Genomic DNA, 24769 nt, shown 5'->3' with positions numbered 1-24769 from the left:
GCGGAGGGGTTAACCTGGAGCAGCCATCGAAGACCGTCCTGATCTGCTCGTGCGAAGACACGATGCGTCTCGACGTGGCCGCGATCAAGCGCGGATGTTCCAACAGCGAGATCAGAGGTTTCCGCCATCTCTGCGGTACCGAGCTCGATCACTTCCGCGCGGCAGCCGTCGCCGGCGGCGCACTGACGGTCGCCTGCACGCAACAGGCGACACAATTCGCGGATGAGGCCGGCGAACGCCCCGAGCCGATCAGCTTCGTCAACATTCGCGAGACAGCGGGATGGTCGCACGACGGCGCCCGAGCCGGAGCAAAAATGGCTGCCCTGCTCGCGTCCGCGTCCATCCCGATCCCGGACTATCCGCTCGTCACCTTGTCGAGCGAAGGTGTGGTCCTGATCTACGGGCGCAATGAGGCCGCGATCGAGGCCGGCCGCCTGCTTGCCGATCACCTCGACGTCACGGTGATGTTGAAGCAGCTCGACGGGATAGTGCCGCCGACAGCCACGGTCTTCCCGATCGTGAAGGGAACGGTCCGCTCCGCGAAGGGACATTTCGGCGCCTTCGAGCTTTCGATCGACGATTATGCGCGTCCCCGCCCCTCCTCGCGTGACCGCTTCGTATTGGACGCGGCGCGGAGCGGGGTCACCTCGCGTTGCGATATCGTGCTCGATCTCTCCGGCGGGATGCCGCTATTTCCTGCCCACGAGCTGCGCGACGGCTATCTTCGCGCGGATCCGAACGATCCGACGGCGATACTGCGCACCGTGCTGACCGCGCGCGACCTCGTCGGCAGCTTCGACAAGCCGAAATATGTCGACGTGACGCCCAGTCTCTGCGCTCATTCGCGCTCGAAGCGCACGGGATGCCATCGCTGCCTCGACCTCTGCCCGACCGGCGCGATCACGCCCGCCGGCAATCATGTCGCAATCGATCCGAACATCTGCGCGGGCTGCGGCCAATGCGCCGCCGCGTGCCCGACCGGCGCCGCGGCCTACACGCTGCCGCCGGCCGATACGCAGCTCCATCGCATTCGCGCCATGCTGCTCGCCTACCACGAGGCCGGCGGCACGAATGCCGTGCTGCTCCTTCATGACAACCCGCACGGCACGCCGTTGATCGATGCCCTGGCGCGACATGGCGACGGCCTGCCGGCGAACGTGCTTCCCTTTGCCCTCAACGAGCTCACGCAGCTCGGACTGGAGGCGATCGTCGGCGCGTTTGCTTATGGCGTATCGGCGGTGCGGTTCTTGCTGCGTGCCAAGCCGCGGCACGATTTGACGGGATTGTTGCAGACGATCGGCATGGCCGAGGCCATCCTCAGCGGTCTCGGATTTGCCGGCCGTCGCCTCGCCACGATCGAAACGGACGATCCTGATGTGCTCAGCGCACATCTGACGGAGATCGGCGCGCTCGCCGCCGTCGCGACGCCCGCGACCTTCAAGACTGTCGGCAAGCGGCGCGACCTCTTGCGATTCGGACTGAGCGAGCTGCACCGCCTGGCGCCGACACCCGTGGACGTGATCGCGTTGCCGCCGGGAGCGCCGGTCGGCGCGATCAGTGTCGATACCGGCGGCTGCACCCTGTGCCTCTCTTGCGTCTCTGCCTGCCCGACCGGCGCGCTGCGCGACGATCCCGAGCGCCCCGTGCTGAAATTCGTCGAGGATGCCTGCGTGCAATGCGGCCTGTGCCAGAGCACATGTCCGGAGAAGGTCATCAGTCTCAAGCCGCAGATCGATTTCCGCGCGGCGCGCGCTTCCGCCGTGGTCATCAAGGAAGAAGAGCCCGCTCACTGCGTCCGCTGCGGCACGGCCTTCGGCGTCAAGAGCACGATCGACCGCATCGCCGCCAAGCTCGAAGGCCGGCACTGGATGTATCCGGCGGGCGATAAGCGCGTCGCGGCACTCAGGATGTGTGCCGACTGCCGCGTCATCGTCATGAGCGAACAGCAATTCGATCCGTTCAAGGGCGTTCCCGAACGAACGCCACCGCGCACCACGGACGACTATTTGCGCCAGCGCGAGGGCAAGGACAACAACGGATAATCTCGCAGGGTCGGAAACCAAGGAAGCATCACCATGTCTCGTTTCATCGCAGCTCTGTCGACGTGCATGATCTCGATTGCTGTTGCCGGCGGATCAGCCGAAGCCGCCGCCCCTCCCCTGACCAAGGCGCAGAAGACCGCGGTGAAACAGGCCATTGTCGCCTGCAAGGCCGAAGCCAAGGGCAAGAAAATCGCGTGGCTGTCGCGCCGGAAATACGTCAATCACTGCGTTGCGGAAGCGCTGAAGGAGCATCCCGTCATCGACGTCATTCAGATCCTCAAGCAGCATCCGGAGATGAGGGATCTCCCGATGGACAATTGGGACTCGATCTGAGAGGCGGTTACCGCGACGTGGCGCGACCAAGGAAGTCGGTCAATGCGCGGCGATCCTCGGCCGAACCGATGCGCTGCTCCGGCATCTTCGTCCCGGGCGTGTAAGTGTTCGGTCCGACTTCGAACAACTTTGCGACCGTCTCCGGCGTCCAGATGATGTCCATCGTCTTCAGTGCCTCGGAGAAACGATAGCCCGGGAGCGATGCGATCTTGCGGCCATAGAGTCCCGCAAGCGTCGGACCCGCACGCTGAACCTCCTTGTCCGACAGCGTGTGACAGGCAACGCACGCACGAAATACCTCCGCACCGTGATCGCCAGCATAGGTCGCCAGCGGATCAGCCGCTTTGCCTGGTTGGCCTGAGCTGATCGGGCTGCCCGTACGCGCATTCCAGCGCCGGATCTTGCCGTCCGCACCACCCGTGATCAGCGTCTCGTGATCTGGCAGGAAAGCGACCGACCAAACCGGAAGTCGAGGCTCGATCAGCGTGCGCAGCAGGCTGCGCGACTTGCGGTCGATGATGGCTACCGTGCCGCCGATGCCGGCCGCGGCAATTAACGCGCCGTCCGCCGAGATCGTCACGGCCACCACCGGTGTCGTGCCGGCCGCGACCTCGCCGCTGATCTTGCCGTCCGTGGTCAGCATGCGCACCATGCCATCGACCGCGCCTGTAACGATTTCTCCATCCGGCGCCACGGCCACGGCATTGAGCGGCGCCGGCAAGGTCACGATTTCCGGCTGACCGTCCGGCAAACGCCAGATGCGCATCGTCAGATCATAGCCGGCGCTGATCAACGACTTGCCGTCCGGCGTGAACGCGACACCGTTGACGTTCTGCGAATGCCCTGCGAGCACGCGCGAGGTGCCGTCCGACAGCGACCACAGCCGCACCGTGCGATCCCAGGAAGCTGATGCGAGAAGCGTCCCCTCGGGAGAAGCCGCCAGCGCGACGATCGGCCCTTCATGTCCCTCGAGCACCCGGTCCGGCTGCTGCCGACCGACCGTCCACACCGCAATGCGTGCATCGGCACCTGCCGTGACCATGCGGCCGTCCTTGAGGAAGGCGACCGCATTGACGGCATCGGCATGATACCGCAGCACCTGCTCCGCCGTGTCCGTCTCCAGCGACCAACGAATGGCCGCTGTGTCGAAGCCGCCGGACAAGAGCTCATTCCCATCGAGGGAAACAGCAAGCGCCCGGACCGGGCCGCCATGTCCCGCCATGTCGGCATGCACGGGCGATACTGCGACGATGGCCCACAGGACTGCGGCGCCACCCGCGCAGAAAGGTAACCTCATTGCCCCTCACCGGCCCTGGTCACGTTGATGCCCTCGAGATTGCCAGAACAGCAGGCGGAGATGAATATCCGATCTACTTCGCCGGTGCCGTCGTGACCTTGGATGATCCCTCAGGCGCGGGCTGCATTCCCGGCGGACTTTGCCCCTGGGGGCTTTCGGCGGGCGCGCCCCCCGAACCGGTGTTGATGGGGCCCGTCCAGCCTTGCGGCTGGCGTTGCCCCTTATCCTCCGGAGGGGTTTGCGCGGCAGACGAGTTGGGTTGCGCGGTCTGCGCGGAGGCGCTTTCGAAGAGGCAGAGTGCTGCAAAGCACAAAATGGTCGTCAGCAATTTCACGTCGGATCCTCCGATGCACGTACCAAACGAGCTGACACCGCTTCCGTTCCGGAATGTGCGCAGCAACAGACTGGCCTTGCAGATGCTGCTTGAGTGCTCGGGGAGCCGGGCACTACGCTTCCGCTGGTCTGGTGACGTCAAGGAGGACGGCGTGCAGGGGCGAACGCGGCCATTTTTGCAGATGCTGGCGCGACTTCGCGCTTTGCGCGGGCTTGACGGGTCGCAGGAGCCCGCTTCCCGGGACACCTCGCCCGCGCTGATCCTCATTGCCGTCGTGCTTGCGCTTCTTCTCGCGATCCTGGAGGTCGACCGGAATCGCTCCACGCTTCAGTCCCTCGGCCTGATGGGCGATGCATTTTCCGCCGATCCCATCTTCAAGAGCCCGTAGGAGCGTTCGCGGCTTGATGCGATCAACGAGCTTGCTCGCGGGAAGCCGTGTCGTATAAGTACTTTGATGCATCTTCGATGGAGGCTGCGGATGAAAGCGTTTTCTCTTGGCTGCCTCGCGGCCTTGGTCATCGCGATTGCGGGGATGGTGATCTTGAATCGAGTCCAGGAGCCGGTCGCGCAAGCGTTTGCCACAACCGGCGTACGTCTCTGAGGCACCCAGATTCCAGGATCGTGTCGATATTGTCGGCGGCACGAGATCTACAGCATCCCGGAAGCGCTTCAGCAGGTGGTCGGGCCAAGGATCGGACGTGACGCTCTTGCGCGCGAGCCTCAGCACCATCCGCTCATCTCGGCCCTTCTCTCACATCGCAGAGAACTCTCTCAGCCGGCTTTGTTGATCGCTCACGCGCCGGGCGCCTTGCTGCTGGTGTCCCTGCCGCAGTGACGAGCAACCTGCTCGATGTTCAGTTCATGCCATCGTCAACACCGCAGGTGCCCTTCGCGCGACTGCTCCGTGCCGAGATCAATCACCTCAATGCCCGTATGAATTCCAGCTGAGCCGCAAAACGGCTTGACGAAGGCTCGCGCACGTAATGTAATGTTATAACATTACATTACTGGTTCAAATGCCCGATCCCACGCGCCGTCGCCGTATCCCCTTGAAAAGGCTCTTCGATCTCCATGCAGAAACTCCCCGTCACCGTCTTGTCCGGCTTCCTCGGGGCTGGAAAGACCACTTTGCTGAACCATGTCCTGAACAACCGGCACGGCCTCAAGGTGGCGGTGATCGTCAACGACATGAGCGAGGTGAACATCGATGCGGATTTGCTTCGCGATGGCGGTGCGAATCTATCGCGGACCGATGAGAAGCTCGTCGAGATGACCAACGGCTGCATCTGCTGCACGCTGCGCGACGATCTGTTGAGGGAGGTTCGCGCACTCGCCGAACACGGTCGGTTCGACTATCTGCTGATCGAATCGACCGGCATTTCCGAGCCGCTGCCGGTCGCGGCGACTTTCGATTTCCGCACCGAGGCTGGCGAAAGCCTCTCCGATGTGGCACGCCTCGACACTATGGTCACCGTGGTCGATGCCGTGAACCTGCTCAAGGACTATTCGTCGACCGATTTTCTCGAGCAACGCGGCGAAGCGCTGGAGAACGACCGCCGCACGCTGGTCGATCTGCTCGTCGAGCAGATCGAGTTCGCCGATGTGATCGTTCTCAACAAGGTCGACGACGCCTCGCCCGAGCAGCGCGAAGCGGCACGACGGATCATCCGTGCCCTCAATCCGGAAGCGGACCTCGTCGAAGCCAACCACGGCCGGGTGGCTTTCGATCGCATTCTCGACACCGGCCGGTTCGACTTCGAAAGGGCACAGCAACATCCGCTCTGGTACAAGGAGCTTTACGGCTCTGCAGATCATGTGCCGGAGACCGAAGAATACGGCGTGAAGAACTTCGTCTATCGCGCGCGCCGGCCCTTCGATCCAGCCAGGTTCGACAAGTTCATCAAGGAGCCCTGGCCCGGTGTCATTCGCGCCAAGGGACATTTCTGGCTGGCGACGCGCCCGCATTGGCTTGGTGAAATCAGTCAGGCCGGTTCGATCACGCGCACCCAGGCTCTTGGCGCGTGGTGGGCGAGCCTGCCGGCGGAGCGATGGCCGGACGATCCGTTCTGGCGGAAGCGGCTGCGCGAGAACTGGAGCGACATCTATGGCGATCGCCGCCAGGAAATCGTGTTCATCGGCACCGGCATGGACGAGCCTTCGCTTCGTGCTCGGCTGGACGCATGCCTCGTACCGGGGAAACTCGCCATGAACGTCGCCGAATGGGCGAAGCTCGCCGACCCATTTCCGATCTGGCGTCGCGCGGACGAAGCCGCCTAGGCGGGAGCGCGCATGGACAATGTCATTCGTTTCGTTTCGAAATCCGAGCGCGAACGGGAGCGCCTGATCCGCGAGGCGCGCGCGATCTACGACAGCATCTTCCCACCGATCGCCGCCGCCGCCGCGCTGGCGGATGAGGGTCCCGGGCGAGAGACCCAAGCGTCCCCCTCGGGCCACACTCCCTCGCGAAAATCCGCGGTCGACAACGACTGACGAAATTGCGGCTGCCGACAGGTTGCGGTGATGGATGTGCGCGCAAAACGCCCGTCAACCGCGCAGGGCGGCTGCAAAAGCCCAATCAAACAACGGTAAGGTGATTATGGTGCGCTCGGAGGGACTCGAACCCCCACGATTTTACTCACTGCCACCTCAAGGCAGCGCGTCTACCAGTTCCGCCACGAGCGCTTTTGGGGATGCCGGCTTGAGGCTTGAGGGCCGGCCGGATCAACGGCGCCGATCTAACAAATCCATCAGAGGGGTACAAGCCTGCAAAGGCCCTGAATTCCACAAGCTTTGCACGAAAGTTCGGGCGACTTGCCCGAATCGGCCCTGCCCATGTGCCCGGGCCGCTACCGGGTGCCCCGGCCCCTACCGGGTGCCCAGGCCGCTACCGCGTGCCTGGTGAGCGCGGCAACATCTGCTTGACCTCCACCGCGATGCGGTTGCGGTCGACCAGCACGACGCCGGAGGCGACCGGCAGATTATTGGCCAAAACCTTGACCTCGTCGGCCTCGGTTGCGTCCAGCTCGATGATGGCGCCGCGGGAAAGACGTAATACTTGATGAATCGGCATGGTGGTCGTTCCGAGGACGACCATGAGATCCACGGTGACTTTATCGAGAGTGGGCACTGTCAGGACCGCCGCAACTTGAGACTGGCATTTGCTCCCGAGATGATCACCACGTTATGGTTAGCCAATGGTTAATTCGCCGCAAAACCCCCGCCAAGAGCTCGATTTGACGCCGTTTTCCGCCGCCGGCGGCGAGCCTGTCGAGTGGCGGATCTCGGACGCACCGGTGCCCTATCCCGAGGCGGTGGCCGCCATGGAGGCACGGGTCGCCGCCATCGCGGCGGGCGAGGCCGCGGAACTGGTCTGGCTGCTCGAACACCCCCCGCTCTACACCTCCGGCACCTCGGGCAAGGAAGCCGACCTGCGCGATCCCCGCTTCCCGATCTTCACCACGGGACGCGGCGGCCAGCTCACCTATCACGGGCCCGGCCAGCGCGTGGCCTATGTCATGCTGGACCTCAAGCGCCGCCGGCCGGACGTCCGGGCCTATGTCGCGAGCCTGGAGGAGCTGATTCTGCGCACGCTCGCCGCCTTCAACGTCCGGGGCGAACGGCGCGAGGACCGCGTCGGCGTCTGGGTCAAGCGGCCCGACAAGGGCGAAGGTTACGAGGACAAGATCGCGGCGATCGGCGTCCGGCTGAAGCGCTGGGTATCGTTCCACGGCATCGCCATCAATGTCGAGCCGGAGCTGTCGCATTTCGCAGGCATCGTGCCGTGCGGCGTCACTGACGCCCGCTACGGCGTCACCTCGCTGGTCGACCTCGGCCAGCTCGTGACCATGGCCGATGTCGACGTCGCGCTCCGGCAGGCGTTCGAGGAATTGTTCGGGCCGACCCGCGCGCTGCTGCCGGAAGTGGCCGCCTGACGCCTCCGCGTTCTTCACGGAATCGGCTATGCTCGATTCCGGCGCCGCCCACGCCTCCCCCCTCCGCCGGGAAAGCAGACCTCATGCCGGGCGATGAGATCACGGGCCGACTGTTCGAGCGCTGGGCATAAGGAGGGATTGCGTTTCAGCTCGCAACGGGAGGTTTGGACGATGAGACTCTCTGCGCCGATCTATCATCTGAAGCGACGCGCGAGACGCCTGTCCCGCGAGGAAGGCATTCCACTGCACGACGCACTCGACCGCGTCGCCAGGACGGAAGGGTTTTCCGCCTGGAGCATGCTCGCAGCGAAAGCCGCCGCGCTGACGCTCGCGAACAGGCTGTTCCCGCAATTCATGCCTGGCGATCTGGTGCTGGTCGGCGCGCGGCCCGGCCAGGGCAAGACGCTGATGAGCCTCGAACTTGCGGTGGAGGCGATGAAGTCGGGCCATCGGGCCGCGTTCTTCTCACTCGAGTACACCGAGAAGGATGTTCTGGATCGCTTGCGCGCGATCGGCGTGAAGCCGGCGCAATTCGACACACTCTTGGAGGTCGACTGCTCCGACGCCATCAGCGCCGATTACGTCGTCAAGCAGATGGCGACGGCGCCCCGCGGCACGGTCGTGGTGATCGACTATCTGCAGCTGCTCGACCAGAGGCGGGAAAACCCCGACCTCACCGTTCAGGTACGCGCGCTGAAATCCTTCGCGCGCGACCAAGGACTGATCGTCGTCTTCATCTCGCAGATCGACCGATCCTATGATCCCCAGGTCAAGCCCTGCCCCGATCTCAGCGACGTCAGGCTGCCGAATCCGCTGGACCTGAAGCTGTTCGACAAGACGTGCTTCCTGAACAATTCGGAAGTCCGGTTCGGCGCGGCGAGCTGACGGAAGGCCGCGGGCGAGACCATACCCGCGGCCTGCAGATTTACGCCGCCTGCAGCGGCACTTCGAGCTTGCCGGCGATGTAGCGGCGCTCCTGGGTCAGGCCGCCAAAGCCGTAGGCGTCTCCCTTGACCTCGTCGACATGCAGGTAGGTCTCGGGATGCAGCGGGCCCAAAATCTCGGCCATGCGCCTGAACATGGCGGCGAGATAGGCCGCCTTCTCGTCCTTGGTGTTGGTGCCTTCGCTGACGTGAATGTCGATCCAGTAGCTTGCAAGCTTCTGCTCGGCCAGCGACCTGCCGCCGGCGAACCAGTCATCGGCGCCCACCGGCTTGACGATGATGGCCGTTACCTTGGGGTCCTTGTGCAGGATCCTTGCGGTGAGCTCGGACACGGCGCTCGCGATGTCGGCCTTCAGGGAGGGCGACTCGCGGGACGTGGTGTAGGACACGGTGATCAGGGGCATTGTCGTTCTCCTTAAGATGCTGCGCCGGTTGGCGCGGCGTTGGTAGGAAGCTAGACCTCCGCTCGTCATTTTGGTATCTTATCTCTGTTGATATCAGTGATAAGAATCCGTAATGACACCGACGCTCGACATCGCCACAATCAGGGCTTTCCTGCTGGTTGCCGATCTCCAGAGTTTTACCCGTGCCGCCGAAGCCCTGGGCACGACGCAGGCGGCGGTCAGTCTCAAGCTGCAACGGCTGGAGACGTTGCTGGGAAAACGTCTCGTCGAGCGCTCACCCCGCGCGGTCCGGCTCACCGCCGACGGCGCCGGCTTCCTCGAACGCGCCCGTGCGCTGATCGCCGCGCACGACCGCGCGCTGTCGGGCGAGGCACCGGCCGTGCAGTCGCTCTCGCTCGGCATCTCCGATCACGCGGCCGGCCCCGAGCTCGTGCCGCTGCTCGAACGGCTGCACGCGATGTCGGCGAACCTCACCCTCGCCGTCACCATCGGCTTCTCGCGGGAGATGCAGGATGCCTATGACGCAGGTCAGCTCGATGCGGTGATCGTCCGCCAGGAAGGCAGCCGCCGCGGCGGCGAGATGCTGACCGAGGACGAGTTCGGCTGGTTCGCCACACGTCGCCTTACGCTACCGAAGGGCGAGCCGCTGCCGCTTGCGACGCTCGCCCCGCCCTGCGGCGTCCGCGCCATCGCGGTGCGTATGCTCGACAGGGCCAACATCGCCTGGCGCGAGCGCTTCGTCGGCGGCGGCGTCACGGCGGTGGTTGCCGCCGCGCTTGCCGGACTTGCGATCGCGCCGCTGGCACGGCGGATCGCACCTCCCGGGCTGATCGACATCGGGCCTGCGCACAGGCTGCCGAAACTCGGCAGCTCGAAGGTGATGCTGCATTCGAAGGTCAGCGATCCCGCCAAGCGAGCGGCGCTGCGCGCGGTGGCGGCGACGTTTCGGAGCGCGGCGGCCACCTGAAATTCTTACAGGATCGCCTCGAACGCGCTGCGCAGCGTCTCGTGCCGGAAAACAAAGCCGCGGCTCAGCGCCTTGTTCGGCAGCACGCGCTGGCCGCCGAGCAAGAGCTCGTCGGCGAAGCCGCCGCCGATCCGGCGCAAGAGGCCGCCGGGAATGCGGAACACCGCGGGCCGGTGCAGTCGGCGGCCGAGCTCTTCGGTGAACTTGGCGTTGGTCACCGGGATCGGGGCGGTGGCGTTGACGGGGCCGGTGAGATCGGACGTGGCCATCACATAGGCGATCAGGCGAATGAGATCGTCGCGCTCGATCCAGGACATCCACTGCCGTCCGGTGCCGAGCGGGCCGCCAAGGCCGAACTCGAAGGGCGTCAGCATGCGCGTGATGAAGCCGCCTTCCGTCCCGAGCACGAGGCCGATACGCAAACAGGCCACGCGCACACCGAACTCCTCCGCCGGCCGCGCCGCTGCCTCCCAGGCCGCGCACAGCTCGTGGCTGAAGCAGGCGTGCGACTTCGCCGATTCCGTCAGCACCTGGTCGGCCCACAGGCCGTACCAGCCGATCGCAGAGCCGCTGACCAGCACCTCGGGCTTGCGCTCGAGCCGCGCGATCAGCTTGACGATTTCGCCGGTCATGTCGACGCGGGAGTCGATGATCCTGGCGCGCTTGGCCTCGGTCCACAGGCCATTGCCGATCGGCTCGCCCGCAAGATTGACGATGGCGTCGATCTTCGTGTCCGCGGGAAGCTGATCGAGGCTCGTGATCAGCGTGACCGGCGGCGGCAGCATCTCAACCCTGGCGGGGTTGCGGACCAACGCGATCACGTCGTGCCCGGCCCCGCCGAGGCCTGCCGCCAGCCGGCTGCCGATGAATCCGGTGGCTCCCGTGATCAGCACGGTCTTGCGGCCGGGAATCTTTTCGACGAGGGCCGCTGCCGGAACACTCTTCATGCGACCCAATCGGCGCATCGCCGCAAAATCCCTGACGCCGCACAGCGCCGCGCCGACCGCGCAGGCGGTCGCGGCGATACTCAGCAGTCCTTGATAAACGACCATCACGCCGAACGGCTGCATCGTCCAGTCGGTCAGCACCGGCAGCAACAGCACGAGAATGGCGCCATAGTTGATGGCGAGCAGCGTGTGATTGATCCGCTCGCTCGGCGGCAGTTTTCGGCTCAGATCCTCCTCGACGAAATCCATCAGCGTGATGACGATCTCGGCAATGAGCACCGCGACGATCAAGAGCGCCAGAACGCCATAGACTTCGAGCCAGCCGAGCACGAGGAACAGCAGCGCATAGAGCATGTTACGGATGCCGTGCAGCTTCAGCTCGAAGCGTTGCGATGGTCGCCACGCCAGTCGTTCGGTGAATTCGTGGTGATAGAAGGTGTCGAACACGCCCATCACGATCTGGATGGAGATGAGCGTCCACAACAGCGATGTCATGACACGGCCTCCCGGAAGGTGGCGGACTGGTGGATCAGTGCGCCGTAACGCGGATGAATGACGTCGAGGGTGAAGCGGAACGCGCCCTCGCCGAGGTCGCGGTGCGTCACGGTGAGATCGCCCGGCGTGAGCCATTGCGGCAGCGGGATCCACAGGCGTCCGAGCTGGAGCCCATAGCCGGCGCTGCGAAAGGTCAGCGCCTGGTCCTCGACCGCGATGCGGAGCGCCATCGAAACGCCGAAGCCGACATATTCTTCGAGTCCGGTGGGACCGGCAAAACGCTTGGCGGAATGGATCACTTGCGGAAATCCACGCTTGCGCGCGCAGATGCGCGTCCAGGTCTGACCGCCGGTTGCGGCATCCTCGGTCACGGTCACGATCATGGGCACGCCGGTGTCACGGCCGGTCGGCAGCGGCCCGCCGATCATGCGTGCCGCCTGCGCGAGCCACCAGCCGATGTCGCTGAAGGAAATCTCGTCGACAATTCCGACGTAGACGACACTATCGCCGTCGGCGACGCGTTTGGAGAAGCGCCGCCAGGTCGCGAGCGGCAGTCGGCCCCAATCCTGGTCCGACAGCAATGCGCGGAAGCGGCGATCGTCGAGCAACTTGATGTGAGCGGAGGTCGATGCGTTGCAGCCTGATAATCTTGCCGACGTCATCGTACCCTCCTCGAGACTATTTGGTCTTGCCCAGCGGCAGCAGGCTCACGATCTTCTCGCCAAGCCGCATCAAGGCGACCAGCCGCGGCCGAGGCACCTTCAGCATCTGCATGAACCAGTGGTCGGCGAGCTCGGTGAAGGCGAGCATCTCCTTCAGCCGCTTGCTGGCGACCGGATTGATGGTGGGATCGTCGGTGGCGTCGGACACGCAGGCCCTGAGCGCCGCGATCGCCGGATCGAGCTCCCGCTCCTTGCGCCGCGCCGCGATTCTGGCCGCGACCTCCCAGATGTCGGTCTCGGCCTCGTAATGGTCGCGGCGGTCGCCCAGGATCGGCACGCGCCGGATCAGGTTCCAGGCGAGTAGTTCCTTCAGCGAGTTGGAGACGTTGGAGCGCGCCATGCCGAGCGTATCGGCGATATCCTCGGCGGTCATCGGTGCTTCGGAAAGGTAGAGCAGCCCGTGGATCTGGCTGACTGAGCGATTGACGCCCCACTCGTCCCCCATGTCGCCCCAATGCAGGATGAAGCGCTCGACGGCGGCGGGGAGTTTCTTCTTCCCGGTTATTTCTGTCATGACAGAAATATCTGATAATACCGATCTGCTGTCAAGAGCAACGCCATCGGCATGCGAGGCGGGGAAATCTGCTTAAAAATGTCCCACCCTCGGGGAACCATCCGGCGCCCGCGGCGTTTGCTCCAGTCGAGGCGGGGTCCCGGAATGGTCGAAAAAGTCAGTCAACAGAGAGACTTGTTCGAGAGCGAACGCAGTTTCCGGCTGTTGGTTGAGGGAGTCGCTGACTACGCCCTCTACATGCTCGATCCCAAGGGGATCATCACCAGCTGGAACATCGGCGGCGAACGCATCAAGGGCTATTCACCCGACGAAATCCTCGGCCAGCATTTCTCCCGCTTCTACACCGAAACCGACCGCGCCAACGGCAAGCCGGCCCGTGCGCTCGGCATCGCCAGGGACAAGGGCCGCTACGAGGAGGAAGGCTGGCGCGTCCGCAAGGACGGCACGTTCTTCTGGGCGAGCGTCGTGATCGATCCGATCTACGAGGACGGCGCACTGGTCGGATTCGCCAAGATCACGCGGGACATCACCGAACGCCGCAATACCCAGATCAAGCTTGAGGCGATGCAGAAGCAGCTCGCCGAGTCCCAGAAGTTCGACGCGCTCGGACAACTCACAGGTGGGGTCGCCCACGACTTCAACAACCTTCTGATGATCATCAGCGGCAGCCTCCATATGCTGAAGCGAGGAGCCGACGACGGGGCCAAGGTGCAGCGCGCGATCTCGGCCATCGAAACCGCCACCAAGCGCGGGGCGGCGCTGACCAACCAACTCCTCACCTTCGCGCGGCGGCAGAGCGTCAATCCGCAGGCGATCGATTTCGCCGACCGCATCGCGGCAATTCGCGACGTGCTCGATGCCGGTGTCGGCAGCTCCGTACGCCTGGTCTTCGACATCGACCGCGACGTCTGGCCCATCAAGGCCGACGCGTCCGAACTCGAGACAGCGCTGCTCAACCTCGTCATCAATGCCCGCGACGCGATGCCCGACGGCGGCACCGTGACGATCGGCGCACGCAAGGTCGTGCTGGACGAGGCGCCTCTCGCGGGCGATTTCGTCGCGATCGACGTCACCGATACCGGGCTCGGCATTCCCTCCGACGTTCTCGACAAGATCTTCGAGCCGTTCTTCACGACCAAGCCGATCGGAAAGGGCACGGGCCTCGGCCTGTCTCAGGTGCACGGCTTCGCGCACCAGGCCGGCGGCACGGTGAGCGTCGCAAGCGAGCTCGGCAAGGGCACGACCTTCACCATCCTCCTGCCCCGCGGAGAAGACACGCCATCGTCCGACACGACGGCGGAGCCCGCGTTTCAGGGCAGCGGTACCGTGTTGCTGGTGGAGGACAATCCGGACGTCGCCGTTGTCAGCATCGGCCTGCTGGAGCAGCTCGGCTACCAGGTGCGCCGGGTCGCCGATGCCGAAGCCGCCTTGCGCGAGATCGAGAACAACGGCGTCGACTTCGTGTTCTCGGACATCGTCATGCCCGGCAAGATGGACGGCCTCACCCTCGCCCATCATCTCCGCCAGATCCGCCCCGGCCTGCCGATCCTGCTCGCCACCGGCTACAGCGAGGTCGCCGCCGGCGTGCGCGGGGATTTCCCGATCCTGCGCAAGCCGTACGAGATTCACGAGCTCAGCGAAGCGATCGCCAAGCTGCCGCGGTGAAGTCTCTCAACCTGTCCCCGTAAGAACGAGGCGAGGGAGCGGACCTTCGGCGCGGCGAGAACCATGGCTCTCACAGCGTCGGCAGCACCGAGAACTTCTCCCCTGCCCGGCGCAAATTCAGCTCATCCACGCTCGCGGTCTCGCTGGTGACGCTGTCGACGCGCGAGGATGGCGGGCCGTGGCGGCACAGCGCGACCATGTCGGCGACGTGCTGCGGCGTGCCGGCGAACAGCGCTTCCACGCTGCCGTCGCGGCGGTTGCGGACCCAGCCTTCGAGGCCGCTCGTTGTCGCCTGATACTCGACCCAGGCACGATAGCCGACGCCCTGCACGCGCCCGCGGATCATGACCTGGAGAATCGCCCGGCTCATTTTTTCAATCCGAGAACCTCGGCGCTGCGCGCCTTGATGTCGGTCTCGCGCATGACGCGGGCCGTCAGCTCCGACGATGCGATCCCTCTGAGGCTTTTCGGCGGCGCGCCTTCGCGGAGCGCCTTCAGAGTCTCATACACGGCCTGCGTCGCGGCTGCGATCGGCGCGTGCCCCTGGAGCGCGATGCGTACGCGCTGACCGGCGAGATAATCGAGCGCGTTCAGCTCTTCCGGCGCCCCGCCGAGCACGATCGGCAGGTGCGTCGCAGCGGCAACCGCCTCGAGTTCGGCGCGCGACTTGATTCCGGTGAAGAACAGCGCATCCACACCGGCGGCTTCGTATGCCCTGGCGCGGCGGATCGCATCTTCGATCGAACTGATCGCAGCAGCACCCGTGCGGCCCATGATGACCAGCGAGCCATCACTACGACCGTCGAGCGCGGCCTTCATCTTGCCGACGCCTTCCTCGAGCGAGATCAGCTGCGTCTTCGCCTCGCCAAAAGCGGCCGGCAGCAGCGTGTCCTCGATGGTGAGGCCGGCGGCGCCCGCCGCCTCCAGTTCCTGCACGGTACGGCGCACATTGAGCGCATTGCCATAGCCGTGATCGGCATCGACCAGCACCGGCAGCGCCGAGGCCCGCGACATCCGCCGCATCTGCTCGGCGAGCTCGGTGAGCGTGATCAGGGTGATGTCGGGGTCGCCGAGCACCGCGAGCGAGGCCACCGAACCGCCGAACATGCCGAGCGGAAAGCCGAGGTCCTCGGCGATGCGGATCGAGATGGCGTCGTAAACCGAGCCGGGATGGACGCAGGTCGCGCCCGACAGGACGGAGCGCAGTTTTTCGCGGCGGGAACGAAAGGCCATGGCGCTGTCTCGATTAGGTCACGGAGGCCGCAGCATACTCCGTCATTGCGAGCGAAGCGAAGCAATCCAGGAATGCATCCGCGGAGACAGACTGGATTGCTTCGTCGCGAAGGGGCTCCTACGCAAACTCCAGGATCAGCGCGTCCACCGCAAGCGTCGCGCCGGCGCTGGCGTGGACTTTCTTCACGGTGCCGTCCTGCTCGGCGCGAAGCACGTTCTGCATCTTCATGGCTTCGACCACCGCGAGCGTCTCGCCGGCCTTGACCTCCTGTCCCTCGGTCACAGCGATCGAGACCACGAGGCCGGGCATCGGACAGAGCAGCTTCTTGCCGCTGTCGGAGGCCGTCGTCACCGGCATCAGGCGCGCGGACGCGGCTTCCGCTTCGGTCCAGACATAGACCGGCACTTCGACGCCCTGATGCGCCAGACGAATGCCGTTGGGAATCGGCCGCGCCTGCACCGCGACGAAATGGCCGTCGATGGTGCCCTGCCAGACCGCATCACCCGGCTTCCACGGCGACTGCAACAGATGCACATTGCCGACCTTGCCGGCGGCATCGACGAAACGCACCGCGATCGCCTCACCCTCGCGGCCGACCTCGAGCTGTATCTCTTGGCGGTCGAGCCAGACCGCGCGGCGCCGCTCGCGCTGCACGATGCGGCCGCCCATCTGGCCCGAGATCTGGCGCTTGCGTTCCCCTAACACGTGATCGATGGCGGCGCCGACCGCGGCGATCCGCCGCGCGACCTCGCCTTCCGGCACGCGCACCGCAAAGCCCTTGGGAAACTCCTCGGCGATGAAGCCGGTCGAGAGCCGGCCCTCACGCCAGCGCGGATGGTGCATCAGCGCCGACAGGAACGGAATGTTGTGGCGGATGCCATCGACATAGAAAGAATCCAGCGCGGTGGCCTGCGCCTCGATGGCGGCGGCGCGCGACGGCGCATGGGTGACGAGCTTGGCGATCATCGGATCGTAATGGATCGAGATTTCGCCGCCCTCCTGCACGCCGGTGTCGTTGCGGATGGTGATGCCGTCCTGGCTGGCTTCCGCCGGCGGACGATATTTCACGAGCCGCCCGATCGAGGGCAGGAAGTTGCGGAACGGATCTTCGGCATAGAGGCGCGACTCCACCGCCCAGCCTGTCAGCGTGACGTCCTTCTGCGCCAGCGCGAGCTTCTCGCCGGCGGCAACGCGGATCATCTGCTCGACGAGGTCGACGCCGGTGACGAGCTCGGTGACGGGATGCTCGACCTGGAGGCGCGTGTTCATCTCCAAGAAATAGAAGCTCTTGTCCTGCCCGGCGACGAACTCGACGGTGCCGGCCGAGTCGTAATTCACGGCTTTCGCCAGTGCGACCGCCTGCTCGCCCATCTTGCGGCGGGTGGCCTCGTCGAGCAGCGGCGACGGCGCCTCCTCGATGACCTTCTGGTTGCGGCGCTGGATCGAGCATTCGCGCTCACCGAGATAAATGACGTTGCCGTGCTTGTCGCCCAGCACCTGGATCTCGATGTGGCGGGGATCAACGATGAACTTCTCGACGAAGACGCGGTCGTCGCCGAACGAGGCCTTGGCCTCGGCCTTGGCGAGATTGAAGCCCTCGGCGACCTCGGCCGTCGAATGCGCGATGCGCATGCCCTTGCCGCCGCCGCCGGCGGAGGCCTTGATCATCACGGGGTAGCCGATCTCGTCGGCGATCCTGACCGCGTGCTTGTCGTCCTCGATGACTCCGAGATAGCCGGGCACGGTCGAGACCTTGGCCTTGGCGGCCGCCTTCTTCGACTCGATCTTGTCGCCCATCGCCGCAATCGCGCCCGGGTTCGGGCCGATGAAGACGATGCCGGCGGCTTCCAGGGCGCGCGGAAACGCCTCACGCTCTGACAGGAAGCCATAGCCGGGATGCACGGCCTCGGCGCCCGTCTTGCGACAGGCTTCCACGATCTTCTCGATCACCAGATAGCTCTCGGCCGCCGCAGGCGGGCCGATCAGCACGGCCTCGTCGGCCATCTCGACATGGAGGGCGTCGCGATCGGCCTCGGAATAGACCGCAACCGTCTGTATTCCCATCTTGCGAGCGGTCTTGATGACCCGGCAGGCGATTTCGCCGCGATTGGCGATCAGGATGCGTTTGAACATGCTTTTCTTGAGTCTCGACCTTGGGCGGGACCCTTCCCCGGCCGTTGGGGCCTATTGGGACGGGCCGTGTGGCTCCCGTGGTACATCAAAATCGGCCGGAGGCAACGGTCTAAATCCGGCCCGCTTCTGGCGTACCAGCGCAAGACCGAATGGGCTCGCAAGCCCTTAGAGCCCCCCTGCGGCGCCCTTGGGCTCCTTGGCCACGTCCCGGACCAGGCCGTGAACGAAGCCGAGCTTGCCGACCACCGCGGGCGACAGGATGAAGGGATAGAGGTCGCGCAGGCCCATGGCACGGTTGACGCTGTTCATGGCGAACGTGAAGGGTAGCCATGCGCTCAGCAGCGCGTCGACGTCCCTTGCCTCGTAGGGGTTGAAACGGATGCGCGCCGTCAACTCCCCGTCGCGGTCCACCCTGGGGCGCACTTCCATGCCGAACTCGCCCGCCATCTCCAGAGCATCCACGATGTGGATATAGTGCGCCCAGGTCTCGGCGAAGTCTTCCCAGGGATGGGTCGTGGCATAGGCCGAGACGTAACTCTGCTGCCAGTCCGGCGGCGGGCCTTCGGCATAGTGGCGCTGCAGGGCCTGGCCGTAATCGGCGGAATCGTCACCGAATACCGCGCGGCATTCATCGAGCTTGCCGCCGCCCCGCACCAGGACGTCCCAGAAATAGTGCCCGACCTCGTGGCGGAAATGCCCGAGCAGCGTACGGTACGGCTCACCCATCTCGAGCCTGCGCCGCTCCCGCTCGATGGTATTGGCCTCGGTGAGCGCGATCGTGATCAGGCCGTTGTCGTGGCCGGTCAAGATCTTCTCTCCGCTGTTGGGATCGTCAGCGAGGAAATTGAAGATCAGTCCATGCTCGGGGTCGTCTTGCCGGGTCTGGAGCGGCAGCTTCCAGCGGATCAGGGAATAGAACAGACGGTGTTTCGCCACCTCCAGCTCGCGCCAGCCGGCGAGTTGGGCGGGGTCGGACAAATCCGGTACGATGCCGTTGTGGCGGCAGGCGCGGCAATAGCCGTTGCCCTCGCCTGGATCCGTCAGCCAGTTGCAGGAATCGTACGCGGCATTGCGGCACAGCATCCGGCTTTCGCCCTTGTCTGCCAGCGTCCTCCAGGCCTCTCCGTCGGGCTCGATCGCCGACATCGTCTCCCTCTCCGGCAGGAACGCGACCTGATGGCCGCAGCGTTCGCAGACACGGTTCTCGAAATAGAGGACGTTGCCGCAGGCCTGGCAGACAAAGAGCTTCAAGATTTAGCCTCTTCGGAAAGGTGATTTGAACGACGAGAGGTGTGGCGCCTCGCGAAGACGCATCCGCAGCTGCATCGTTCCAATTTCAGGAACAAAATGCCAAAACCGGCGTTGCCTACCACACTTTCCCGCATGCCGGGCTCGCCGCCAGCCTTTCCAGACAGTCTATTTCCTCTAAACAATGGTCATCACGCTCCGTCTGTGTGAATATCCATTCGGCACGTGCGCAACCGCATGACAACGGCCGATGCCTTGAACGATCCCTTGCCCGAAACCATCGCCGCCGAAAGGCTGCGCCAGCATCTCGAAGACGTCGCGCGCGAGCGCGACAACGCCTATCGTGCGCTTCAGGAGCGCGAGGCCGAGCTCGCACGCATCCAGCGCATTGGCAAGGTCGGCGGCGTCGAGGTCGACTTCCGCGAAGGGTTCAAGAACCGCCGCTCGCCCGAATATCTCATGATTCATGGCCTGCCGCCCGAGGCCGCCGACGAATCGCACGAGGATTGGGTCAATCGGCTCCATCCCGAGGATCGCGAAGCAACCGTCAAGCATTTCTTGGAGGCGCTCGCCGGCACGAGCGAAGACTACACCGCCGCATACCGCATCATCCGCCCCAATGACGGCGAGACCCGCTGGATCCGGGTCGTCGCCAAGATCGAGCGCGACAAGGATGGCCGCGCCATCCGCCTCGTGGGCGCCCATATCGACATCACCGACCAGATGCTCGCGCGCGAGACCCTGCGCGAGAGCGAGGAACGCTTTCGGTTGATCGCCGACAGCGCGCCGGTACCGATCTGGGTGACCAAGCTCGATCGCAAGCGGTCCTTCGCCAACCAGGCCTATGTCGATTTCGTCGGCCTGCCCTATGATCAGGCCATCGATTTCGACTGGCGCAAGGTGCTGCATCCGGACGACCTGCCGCACGTGCTCCAGCAATCCGTCCAGGGCGAAGCGTCACTCAAGCCCTTCGTGCTCGAAGCGCGGTACAAGAACGCCAGCGGCGAATGGCGCTGGTTGCGCTCGGAATCGCAGCCACGCTGGGACCCGACCGGCAAGCATATCGGCTTCATCGGCGTTGCCCACGACATCACCGTCGCCAAGCAGGCCGAGATCGAGCTCCGGCAGCTCAACGAGACGCTGGAAGAGCGCATCGCACAACGCACCGCCGAGCTCGAATCCAACGAGGCGCGGCTGCGCGCGATCCTGGAAACCAGCAACCAGTATCAGGGTCTGGTCAATCTCAGGGGCGAGCTTCTCTACGCCAACAAGACCGCACTCGACGGCATCGATGCGAGCTCTTCAGATGTGATCGGCAAGCCGTTGTGGGAGACGCCCTGGTTCAGCGCGACGGAGGGCATGAGCGCGCAAGTGCAGGACGCCTTCCACACCGTGCTCAAGGGCGAAGCGGTGCGGCTCGAGATGCGGCTACGCCTTCCCGTCGGCGAGCGCGATTTCGACTTCGGCATGCGCCCCGTGCTCGACCGTCACGGCAACATCACAGGCGCCGTGCCCGAGGCCGTCGACATCACCGAGCGCCGCCGCGGCGAGGAGGCGTTGCGGCAATCGCAGAAGATGGAGGCGATCGGCCAGCTCACCGGCGGCGTCGCACACGATTTCAACAATCTCCTCACCATCATCCGCTCGGCCACCGATTTCCTGCGCCGGCGGGAGCTGCCGGAAGAGCGCCGCCGCCGCTATGTCGATGCCATCTCCGAGACGGTCGAGCGCGCCTCCAAGCTGACCGCGCAGCTTCTGGCGTTCGCGCGCCGGCAGCCGCTGAAACCCCAGATCTTCAACGTCGGCAGCCAGGTCGAGGGCGTCGCGCAACTGGTGCGGCCGCTGGTCGGCGGCCGCATCGAGATCGTCGTCGAGATCGACGATGCCGACTGCTTCACCGTCGCCGACATCGCCCAGTTCGAGACCGCGCTGATCAACCTCGCCATCAACGCCCGCGACGCCATGGACGGCGAAGGCCGCCTCACCATCGCCGTGCGCAAGGTTCAGGGCATTCCGAGCCTGCGCGCGCAATCGGCGCGGGGCGGCGACTATGTCGCAATCTCCGTCGCCGACACCGGCAGCGGCATCGCGCCGGACCATCTCGACTCCATCTTCGAGCCGTTCTTCACCACCAAGGAGGTCGGCAAGGGTACCGGTCTCGGCCTCAGCCAGGCCTTCGGATTCGCAAAGCAGTCCGAGGGCGACATCGCGGTGGCGAGCACACAAGGCCACGGCGCGACCTTCACCATGTATTTGCCCCAGGCGCAAAGCCCCGCCGCCGAGAAGGAAACCGCGGCGCTCACCCACGAGGCTGCGATCACGGGGCGCGGCTACCGCGTGCTCGTGGTCGAGGACAATGACGATGTCGGCCAGTTCTCGACCGAGCTTCTGGAAGATCTCGGCTACGTCGTCCGGCGCGTCGCCAACGCCAACGCTGCTCTGACGATCCTGGGCGAGAACGAATTCTCCGTCGACCTCGTCTTCTCCGACGTCATCATGCCCGGCATGAACGGCGTCGAGCTCGCCGGCGTCATCCGCGAGCGCTATCCGGGCCTGCCCGTGGTGCTCACAAGCGGCTACAGCAACGTGCTCGCCGAGAACGCCCATCGCGGGTTCGAGCTGATTCAGAAGCCATATTCCGTGGAGTCGCTCTCGCGGATTCTGCGCAAGGCGATCACGGAGAAGCTCTCGGTGGCGCGGTGAATGTAGCCAAACACTCCACCGTCGTTCTGGACAAGCGCGCCTCGAGCGCGCGCCGATCCGGGATCCATATCCACAGGAAGCGGTGACCGGGCCAACTGCTAGCCACCAATCTTCGCCAAACGGTTATGGGTCCCGGATCTGCGCTTACGCTTGTCCGGGACGACTGCGGATTGGTTGGCACGCTGGTTTGCACAACGACGATCGAGAGACCGATGGCCAGCGAGAATCCCGATCAGGCAAGACAGGCCGGCCGCGCGCTGGATGCAGCCAATTTCTTCCTCGCCGACGTCCGCGACGGGCTCGGGCCCTATCTCGCGGTCTATCTTCTGACCGAGCAGCACTGGGACGAGGCGCGGATCGGCCTCGTGATGTCGATCGCAACCGTCGCCGGCATCGTGGCGCAGACGCCGGCCGGCGCCCTGGTCGATGCGACCCGGGCAAAGCGGCTGGTGATGGTGATTGCTGCGATCATGGTGACGCTGGCCTCGCTGTCGCTGCCGTTGTTTCCGAGCTTCCTCCCCGTCGCGATCTCGCAAGGAATTGCGCAGGCCGCTGCCGTGATGTTTCCGCCAGCGATCGCAGCCGTTTCGCTCGGCATTTTCGGTCATGCCGCCTTCACCCGGCGGATCGGCCGCAATGAGACCTTCAACCACGCCGGCAATGCGGTCGCGGCCGCGCTGGCGGGGGTCTCCGCCTATTGGGTGGGCCCGACTGTCGTCTTCTTCCTCCTTGGCGCGATGGCGATCGCGAGCCTCCTCAGTATCCTCGCGATCCCTGCCCGCGCCATCGATCATGATTTGGCCCGTGGGATGAATGGTGCAGACGCCGATGCGCGGCGGGACGCGCCGTCGGGCATCACCGTGCTTCTGACCTGCCGCCCCCTGCTCGTCTTTGCAATCTGCGTACTGCTCTTCCATCTCGCCAACGCGGCCATGTTGCCGCTGGTCGGGCAAAAGCTGGCGCTCCAGGACAAGAACATGGGCACCAGCCTGATGTCGGCCTGCATCGTCGCCGCGCAATTGGTGATGGTGCCGTTCGCGATGCTGGTCGGTGCGAAGGCCGACCGCTGGGGCCACAAGCGCTTTTTCCTGGCCGCCCTGCTGATCCTGCCTGTTCGCGCCGCCCTCTACACGCTCTCGGACAATCCGTTCTGGCTGGTCGGCGTGCAGTTGCTAGACGGCGTCGGCGCGGGCATCTTCGGCGCAATCTTCCCGGTGATCGTCGCCGACCTCATGCGCAACACTGGACGCTTCAACGTCGCGCAAGGCGCGGTCATCACGGCCCAGAGCATCGGTGCCGCAATGTCGACGACGCTGGGAGGCGTCGTGGTGGTCGCTGCAGGCTACAGCGCGGCGTTCATCAGCCTCGGCGCCGTCGCTGCGATCGGTGCCGTCATTTGCATTCTCGCGCTGCCCGAGACACGACATGGCGCCCCTCGCCCACGGGGGAAGACAGCGGCGTCGGCATCGGCTATCGCTGCCGAATGAAGCCAACCCGTTTCGAGAACTGACCGTGCCGTCTGACGCCATCTGGGCCTGGAGCATCATCGTCGTCGCGACCGCGTGCGTCATCATCCGCCCCTTTCGCCTGCCGGAGGCGGTCTGGGCCGTGATCGGTGCGGGCGCCCTGGTGCTATCAGGCCTGCTGCCATGGCGGGACGCGCTCACCGGCATCGAAAAAGGCCTCGACGTCTACCTCTTCCTGATCGGCATGATGCTGATTGCAGAGCTGGCGCGGCTCGAGGGCCTATTCGACTATCTCGCCGCGCTCGCGGTGGAATATGCTGACGGCTCGCCGCAGCGGCTGTTCCTGCTGATCTATCTCGTCGGCACGCTCGTGACCGTGCTGCTCTCCAACGACGCCACCGCGATCGTGCTGACTCCGGCCGTCTATGCCGCGACGCGCGCGGCCGGCGCAAAACCGCTGCCTTATTTGTTCGTCTGCGCTTTCATCGCCAATGCCGCGAGCTTCGTGCTGCCGATCTCCAATCCCGCCAATCTCGTCGTGTTCGGCGCGCGCATGCCCGAGCTCACCGAATGGCTGCGCCTGTTCGCCCTGCCCTCGGCCGCCTCCATCCTGCTGACCTACATCGTGCTGCGCCTGACCCAGCACCGCGCGCTGAAGGAGGAGACGATTGCGCGCAGCGTGCCGCATCCCAAGCTCGGCCGCGGCGGCAAGCTGACGGCCATCGGCATCGTCGCGATCGGAATCGTGCTGGTCACAGCGTCGGCGCTGGATAAGCAGCTGGGCCTGCCGACCTTCATCTGCGGCGGCATGACGGCCGCGATCGTGCTGCTGCTCAGCCGGCAATCGCCATGGCCCGTGCTGCGCGGCGTGTCCTGGAGCGTGCTTCCGCTGGTCGGCGGGCTCTTTGTCATGGTGGAAGCACTGATCAGGACCGGCGTGATCGCGCAGCTCAGCGCATTGCTGCATCAGGCGGTGGCGCAATCGGTCCCGCAGGCGGCCTGGAGTGTGGGCATCGCCACCGCCATCGCCACGAACATCGCCAACAACCTTCCCGTCGGCCTCGTCGCCGGCTCGGTTGCCGCCAGCGATCATTTGCCAGCCCCGGTCGTCAGCGCCATCCTGATCGGCGTCGATCTCGGCCCCAATCTGTCGGTGACAGGATCGCTCGCCACCATCCTCTGGCTGGTCGCGCTCCGCCGGGAAAAGATCGAGGTCGGCGCCTGGCCGTTCCTCAAGCTCGGCCTGCTGGTGACGCCGCCCGCCCTCATCGCGGCGCTGGCGGCTGCGATCCGATAGACGCACGCCGTTTGCGGCGTATCAATGCCGCCGCTACGGCCGGAGCTAACCTTCAACTTGTCGCGCGGCCTCACAGGGCGCGGCAAGGAGGT

23 protein-coding genes and 1 tRNA gene are annotated in these 24769 nt (G+C 65.1%); 13 read left to right on the top strand and 11 right to left on the bottom strand.

Annotated elements, in window-relative coordinates; all coding sequences use genetic code 11:
* Positions 1-62: 62 nt before the first annotated feature.
* Positions 63-2042 (top strand): 4Fe-4S binding protein, encoded by a 1980-nt coding sequence (locus ACFDR6_RS29275; protein WP_375860374.1) that lies wholly within the window; start codon positions 63-65, stop codon positions 2040-2042.
* A 33-nt stretch (positions 2043-2075) separates the two neighbouring features.
* The gene (locus ACFDR6_RS29270) at positions 2076-2375 is read left to right on the top strand and encodes a hypothetical protein (protein ID WP_249154118.1); all 300 of its coding nucleotides are present in this window, start codon (positions 2076-2078) and stop codon (positions 2373-2375) included.
* Positions 2376-2382: 7 nt separating this feature from the next.
* Here ACFDR6_RS29270 and ACFDR6_RS29265 read toward each other — a convergent pair whose 3' ends face one another.
* Positions 2383-3672: a c-type cytochrome gene (locus tag ACFDR6_RS29265; protein WP_375860373.1), complete on the bottom strand. Its 1290-nt coding sequence runs from the start codon at positions 3670-3672 to the stop codon at positions 2383-2385.
* On the opposite strand from ACFDR6_RS29265, the gene ACFDR6_RS29260 reads away from it, so the two are divergent.
* From ACFDR6_RS29260 to ACFDR6_RS29245, 4 genes are all read left to right on the top strand, one after another.
* Positions 3672-4394 (top strand): hypothetical protein, encoded by a 723-nt coding sequence (locus ACFDR6_RS29260; protein ID WP_375860372.1) that lies wholly within the window; start codon positions 3672-3674, stop codon positions 4392-4394. The genes ACFDR6_RS29265 and ACFDR6_RS29260 overlap by 1 nt on opposite strands.
* 90 nt (positions 4395-4484) lie before the next feature.
* Complete coding sequence (locus ACFDR6_RS29255) at positions 4485-4607, top strand: hypothetical protein (RefSeq protein WP_317243707.1); 123 nt, start codon at positions 4485-4487, stop codon at positions 4605-4607.
* A gap of 470 nt (positions 4608-5077) precedes the next feature.
* Positions 5078-6283 (top strand): zinc metallochaperone GTPase ZigA, encoded by a 1206-nt coding sequence (zigA, locus tag ACFDR6_RS29250; protein ID WP_375860371.1) that lies wholly within the window; start codon positions 5078-5080, stop codon positions 6281-6283.
* Between the two features lie 12 nt (positions 6284-6295).
* Complete coding sequence (locus ACFDR6_RS29245; protein ID WP_375860370.1) at positions 6296-6496, top strand: hypothetical protein; 201 nt, start codon at positions 6296-6298, stop codon at positions 6494-6496.
* 107 nt (positions 6497-6603) lie between these two features.
* Here ACFDR6_RS29245 and ACFDR6_RS29240 read toward each other — a convergent pair.
* Positions 6604-6688: transfer RNA gene (locus ACFDR6_RS29240), tRNA-Leu, on the bottom strand.
* Positions 6689-6890: 202 nt separating this feature from the next.
* Positions 6891-7133, bottom strand: a complete 243-nt coding sequence (locus ACFDR6_RS29235) for a FliM/FliN family flagellar motor switch protein (RefSeq protein ID WP_018647371.1) — start codon at positions 7131-7133, stop codon at positions 6891-6893.
* Positions 7134-7200: 67 nt separating this feature from the next.
* Here ACFDR6_RS29235 and lipB point away from each other — a divergent pair, with 67 nt between their 5' ends.
* Entirely contained in the window at positions 7201-7938 is a 738-nt protein-coding gene (lipB, locus tag ACFDR6_RS29230) for a lipoyl(octanoyl) transferase LipB (protein ID WP_317243704.1), read from the top strand.
* 171 nt (positions 7939-8109) lie between these two features.
* Positions 8110-8823 carry a DNA helicase gene (locus ACFDR6_RS29225; protein ID WP_375860368.1) on the top strand — a complete coding sequence of 238 codons (714 nt, stop codon included), beginning with the start codon at positions 8110-8112 and terminating at the stop codon, positions 8821-8823.
* A gap of 40 nt (positions 8824-8863) precedes the next feature.
* On the opposite strand, the gene ACFDR6_RS29220 is transcribed toward ACFDR6_RS29225, so the two are convergent.
* The gene (locus ACFDR6_RS29220) at positions 8864-9286 is read right to left on the bottom strand and encodes a tautomerase family protein (protein ID WP_317243702.1); all 423 of its coding nucleotides are present in this window, start codon (positions 9284-9286) and stop codon (positions 8864-8866) included.
* Positions 9287-9398: 112 nt separating this feature from the next.
* Between ACFDR6_RS29220 and ACFDR6_RS29215 the strand changes: the two genes are divergently transcribed.
* Positions 9399-10253 (top strand): LysR family transcriptional regulator, encoded by an 855-nt coding sequence (locus tag ACFDR6_RS29215; protein WP_375860367.1) that lies wholly within the window; start codon positions 9399-9401, stop codon positions 10251-10253.
* A 5-nt stretch (positions 10254-10258) separates the two neighbouring features.
* Here the strand turns inward: ACFDR6_RS29215 and ACFDR6_RS29210 are convergent, their stop codons facing one another.
* From ACFDR6_RS29210 to ACFDR6_RS29200, 3 genes are read right to left on the bottom strand one after another with little or no spacing between them, the layout of a single operon-like run.
* On the bottom strand, positions 10259-11695 hold the full coding sequence (locus ACFDR6_RS29210; RefSeq protein ID WP_375860365.1) for a TIGR01777 family oxidoreductase: 1437 nt from the start codon (positions 11693-11695) through the stop codon (positions 10259-10261).
* Positions 11692-12357, bottom strand: coding sequence for a DUF4166 domain-containing protein (locus tag ACFDR6_RS29205; protein ID WP_317243699.1), 666 nt, complete (start codon positions 12355-12357; stop codon positions 11692-11694). The genes ACFDR6_RS29210 and ACFDR6_RS29205 overlap by 4 nt, the downstream gene beginning before the upstream one ends.
* 16 nt (positions 12358-12373) lie before the next feature.
* The gene (locus tag ACFDR6_RS29200) at positions 12374-12931 is read right to left on the bottom strand and encodes a GbsR/MarR family transcriptional regulator (RefSeq protein WP_375860363.1); all 558 of its coding nucleotides are present in this window, start codon (positions 12929-12931) and stop codon (positions 12374-12376) included.
* 144 nt (positions 12932-13075) lie between these two features.
* Here ACFDR6_RS29200 and ACFDR6_RS29195 point away from each other — a divergent pair, with 144 nt between their 5' ends.
* On the top strand, positions 13076-14596 hold the full coding sequence (locus ACFDR6_RS29195) for a PAS domain-containing hybrid sensor histidine kinase/response regulator family protein (protein ID WP_375860362.1): 1521 nt from the start codon (positions 13076-13078) through the stop codon (positions 14594-14596).
* A gap of 70 nt (positions 14597-14666) precedes the next feature.
* Here the strand turns inward: ACFDR6_RS29195 and ACFDR6_RS29190 are convergent, their stop codons facing one another.
* The 4 genes from ACFDR6_RS29190 to ACFDR6_RS29175 form a co-directional block, all read right to left on the bottom strand.
* Entirely contained in the window at positions 14667-14966 is a 300-nt protein-coding gene (locus tag ACFDR6_RS29190; RefSeq protein ID WP_317243696.1) for an acylphosphatase, read from the bottom strand.
* Positions 14963-15829 (bottom strand): isocitrate lyase/PEP mutase family protein, encoded by an 867-nt coding sequence (locus tag ACFDR6_RS29185; protein WP_317243695.1) that lies wholly within the window; start codon positions 15827-15829, stop codon positions 14963-14965. The genes ACFDR6_RS29190 and ACFDR6_RS29185 overlap by 4 nt, the downstream gene beginning before the upstream one ends.
* 118 nt (positions 15830-15947) lie before the next feature.
* On the bottom strand, positions 15948-17963 hold the full coding sequence (locus tag ACFDR6_RS29180; protein WP_317243694.1) for an acetyl-CoA carboxylase biotin carboxylase subunit: 2016 nt from the start codon (positions 17961-17963) through the stop codon (positions 15948-15950).
* A 165-nt stretch (positions 17964-18128) separates the two neighbouring features.
* A complete protein-coding gene (locus ACFDR6_RS29175; protein ID WP_317243693.1) occupies positions 18129-19214 on the bottom strand; it encodes a zinc-binding metallopeptidase family protein in 1086 nt (361 codons plus the stop codon).
* Positions 19215-19436: 222 nt separating this feature from the next.
* Here ACFDR6_RS29175 and ACFDR6_RS29170 point away from each other — a divergent pair, with 222 nt between their 5' ends.
* The 3 genes from ACFDR6_RS29170 to ACFDR6_RS29160 all read left to right on the top strand — a co-directional run bounded on the left by ACFDR6_RS29170 (position 19437) and on the right by ACFDR6_RS29160 (position 24677).
* A complete protein-coding gene (locus ACFDR6_RS29170) occupies positions 19437-21914 on the top strand; it encodes a hybrid sensor histidine kinase/response regulator (RefSeq protein ID WP_375860361.1) in 2478 nt (825 codons plus the stop codon).
* Between the two features lie 212 nt (positions 21915-22126).
* Positions 22127-23401, top strand: coding sequence for an MFS transporter (locus tag ACFDR6_RS29165; RefSeq protein WP_375860360.1), 1275 nt, complete (start codon positions 22127-22129; stop codon positions 23399-23401).
* Positions 23402-23426: 25 nt separating this feature from the next.
* On the top strand, positions 23427-24677 hold the full coding sequence (locus ACFDR6_RS29160) for an arsenic transporter (protein ID WP_375860359.1): 1251 nt from the start codon (positions 23427-23429) through the stop codon (positions 24675-24677).
* Positions 24678-24769: the final 92 nt, after the last annotated feature.

Origin of the sequence: Bradyrhizobium tunisiense (assembly GCF_042263385.1) — a bacterium.
Taxonomy (GTDB): domain Bacteria; phylum Pseudomonadota; class Alphaproteobacteria; order Rhizobiales; family Xanthobacteraceae; genus Bradyrhizobium; species Bradyrhizobium tunisiense.
This window is presented reverse-complemented; position numbering and strand designations above follow the sequence as displayed.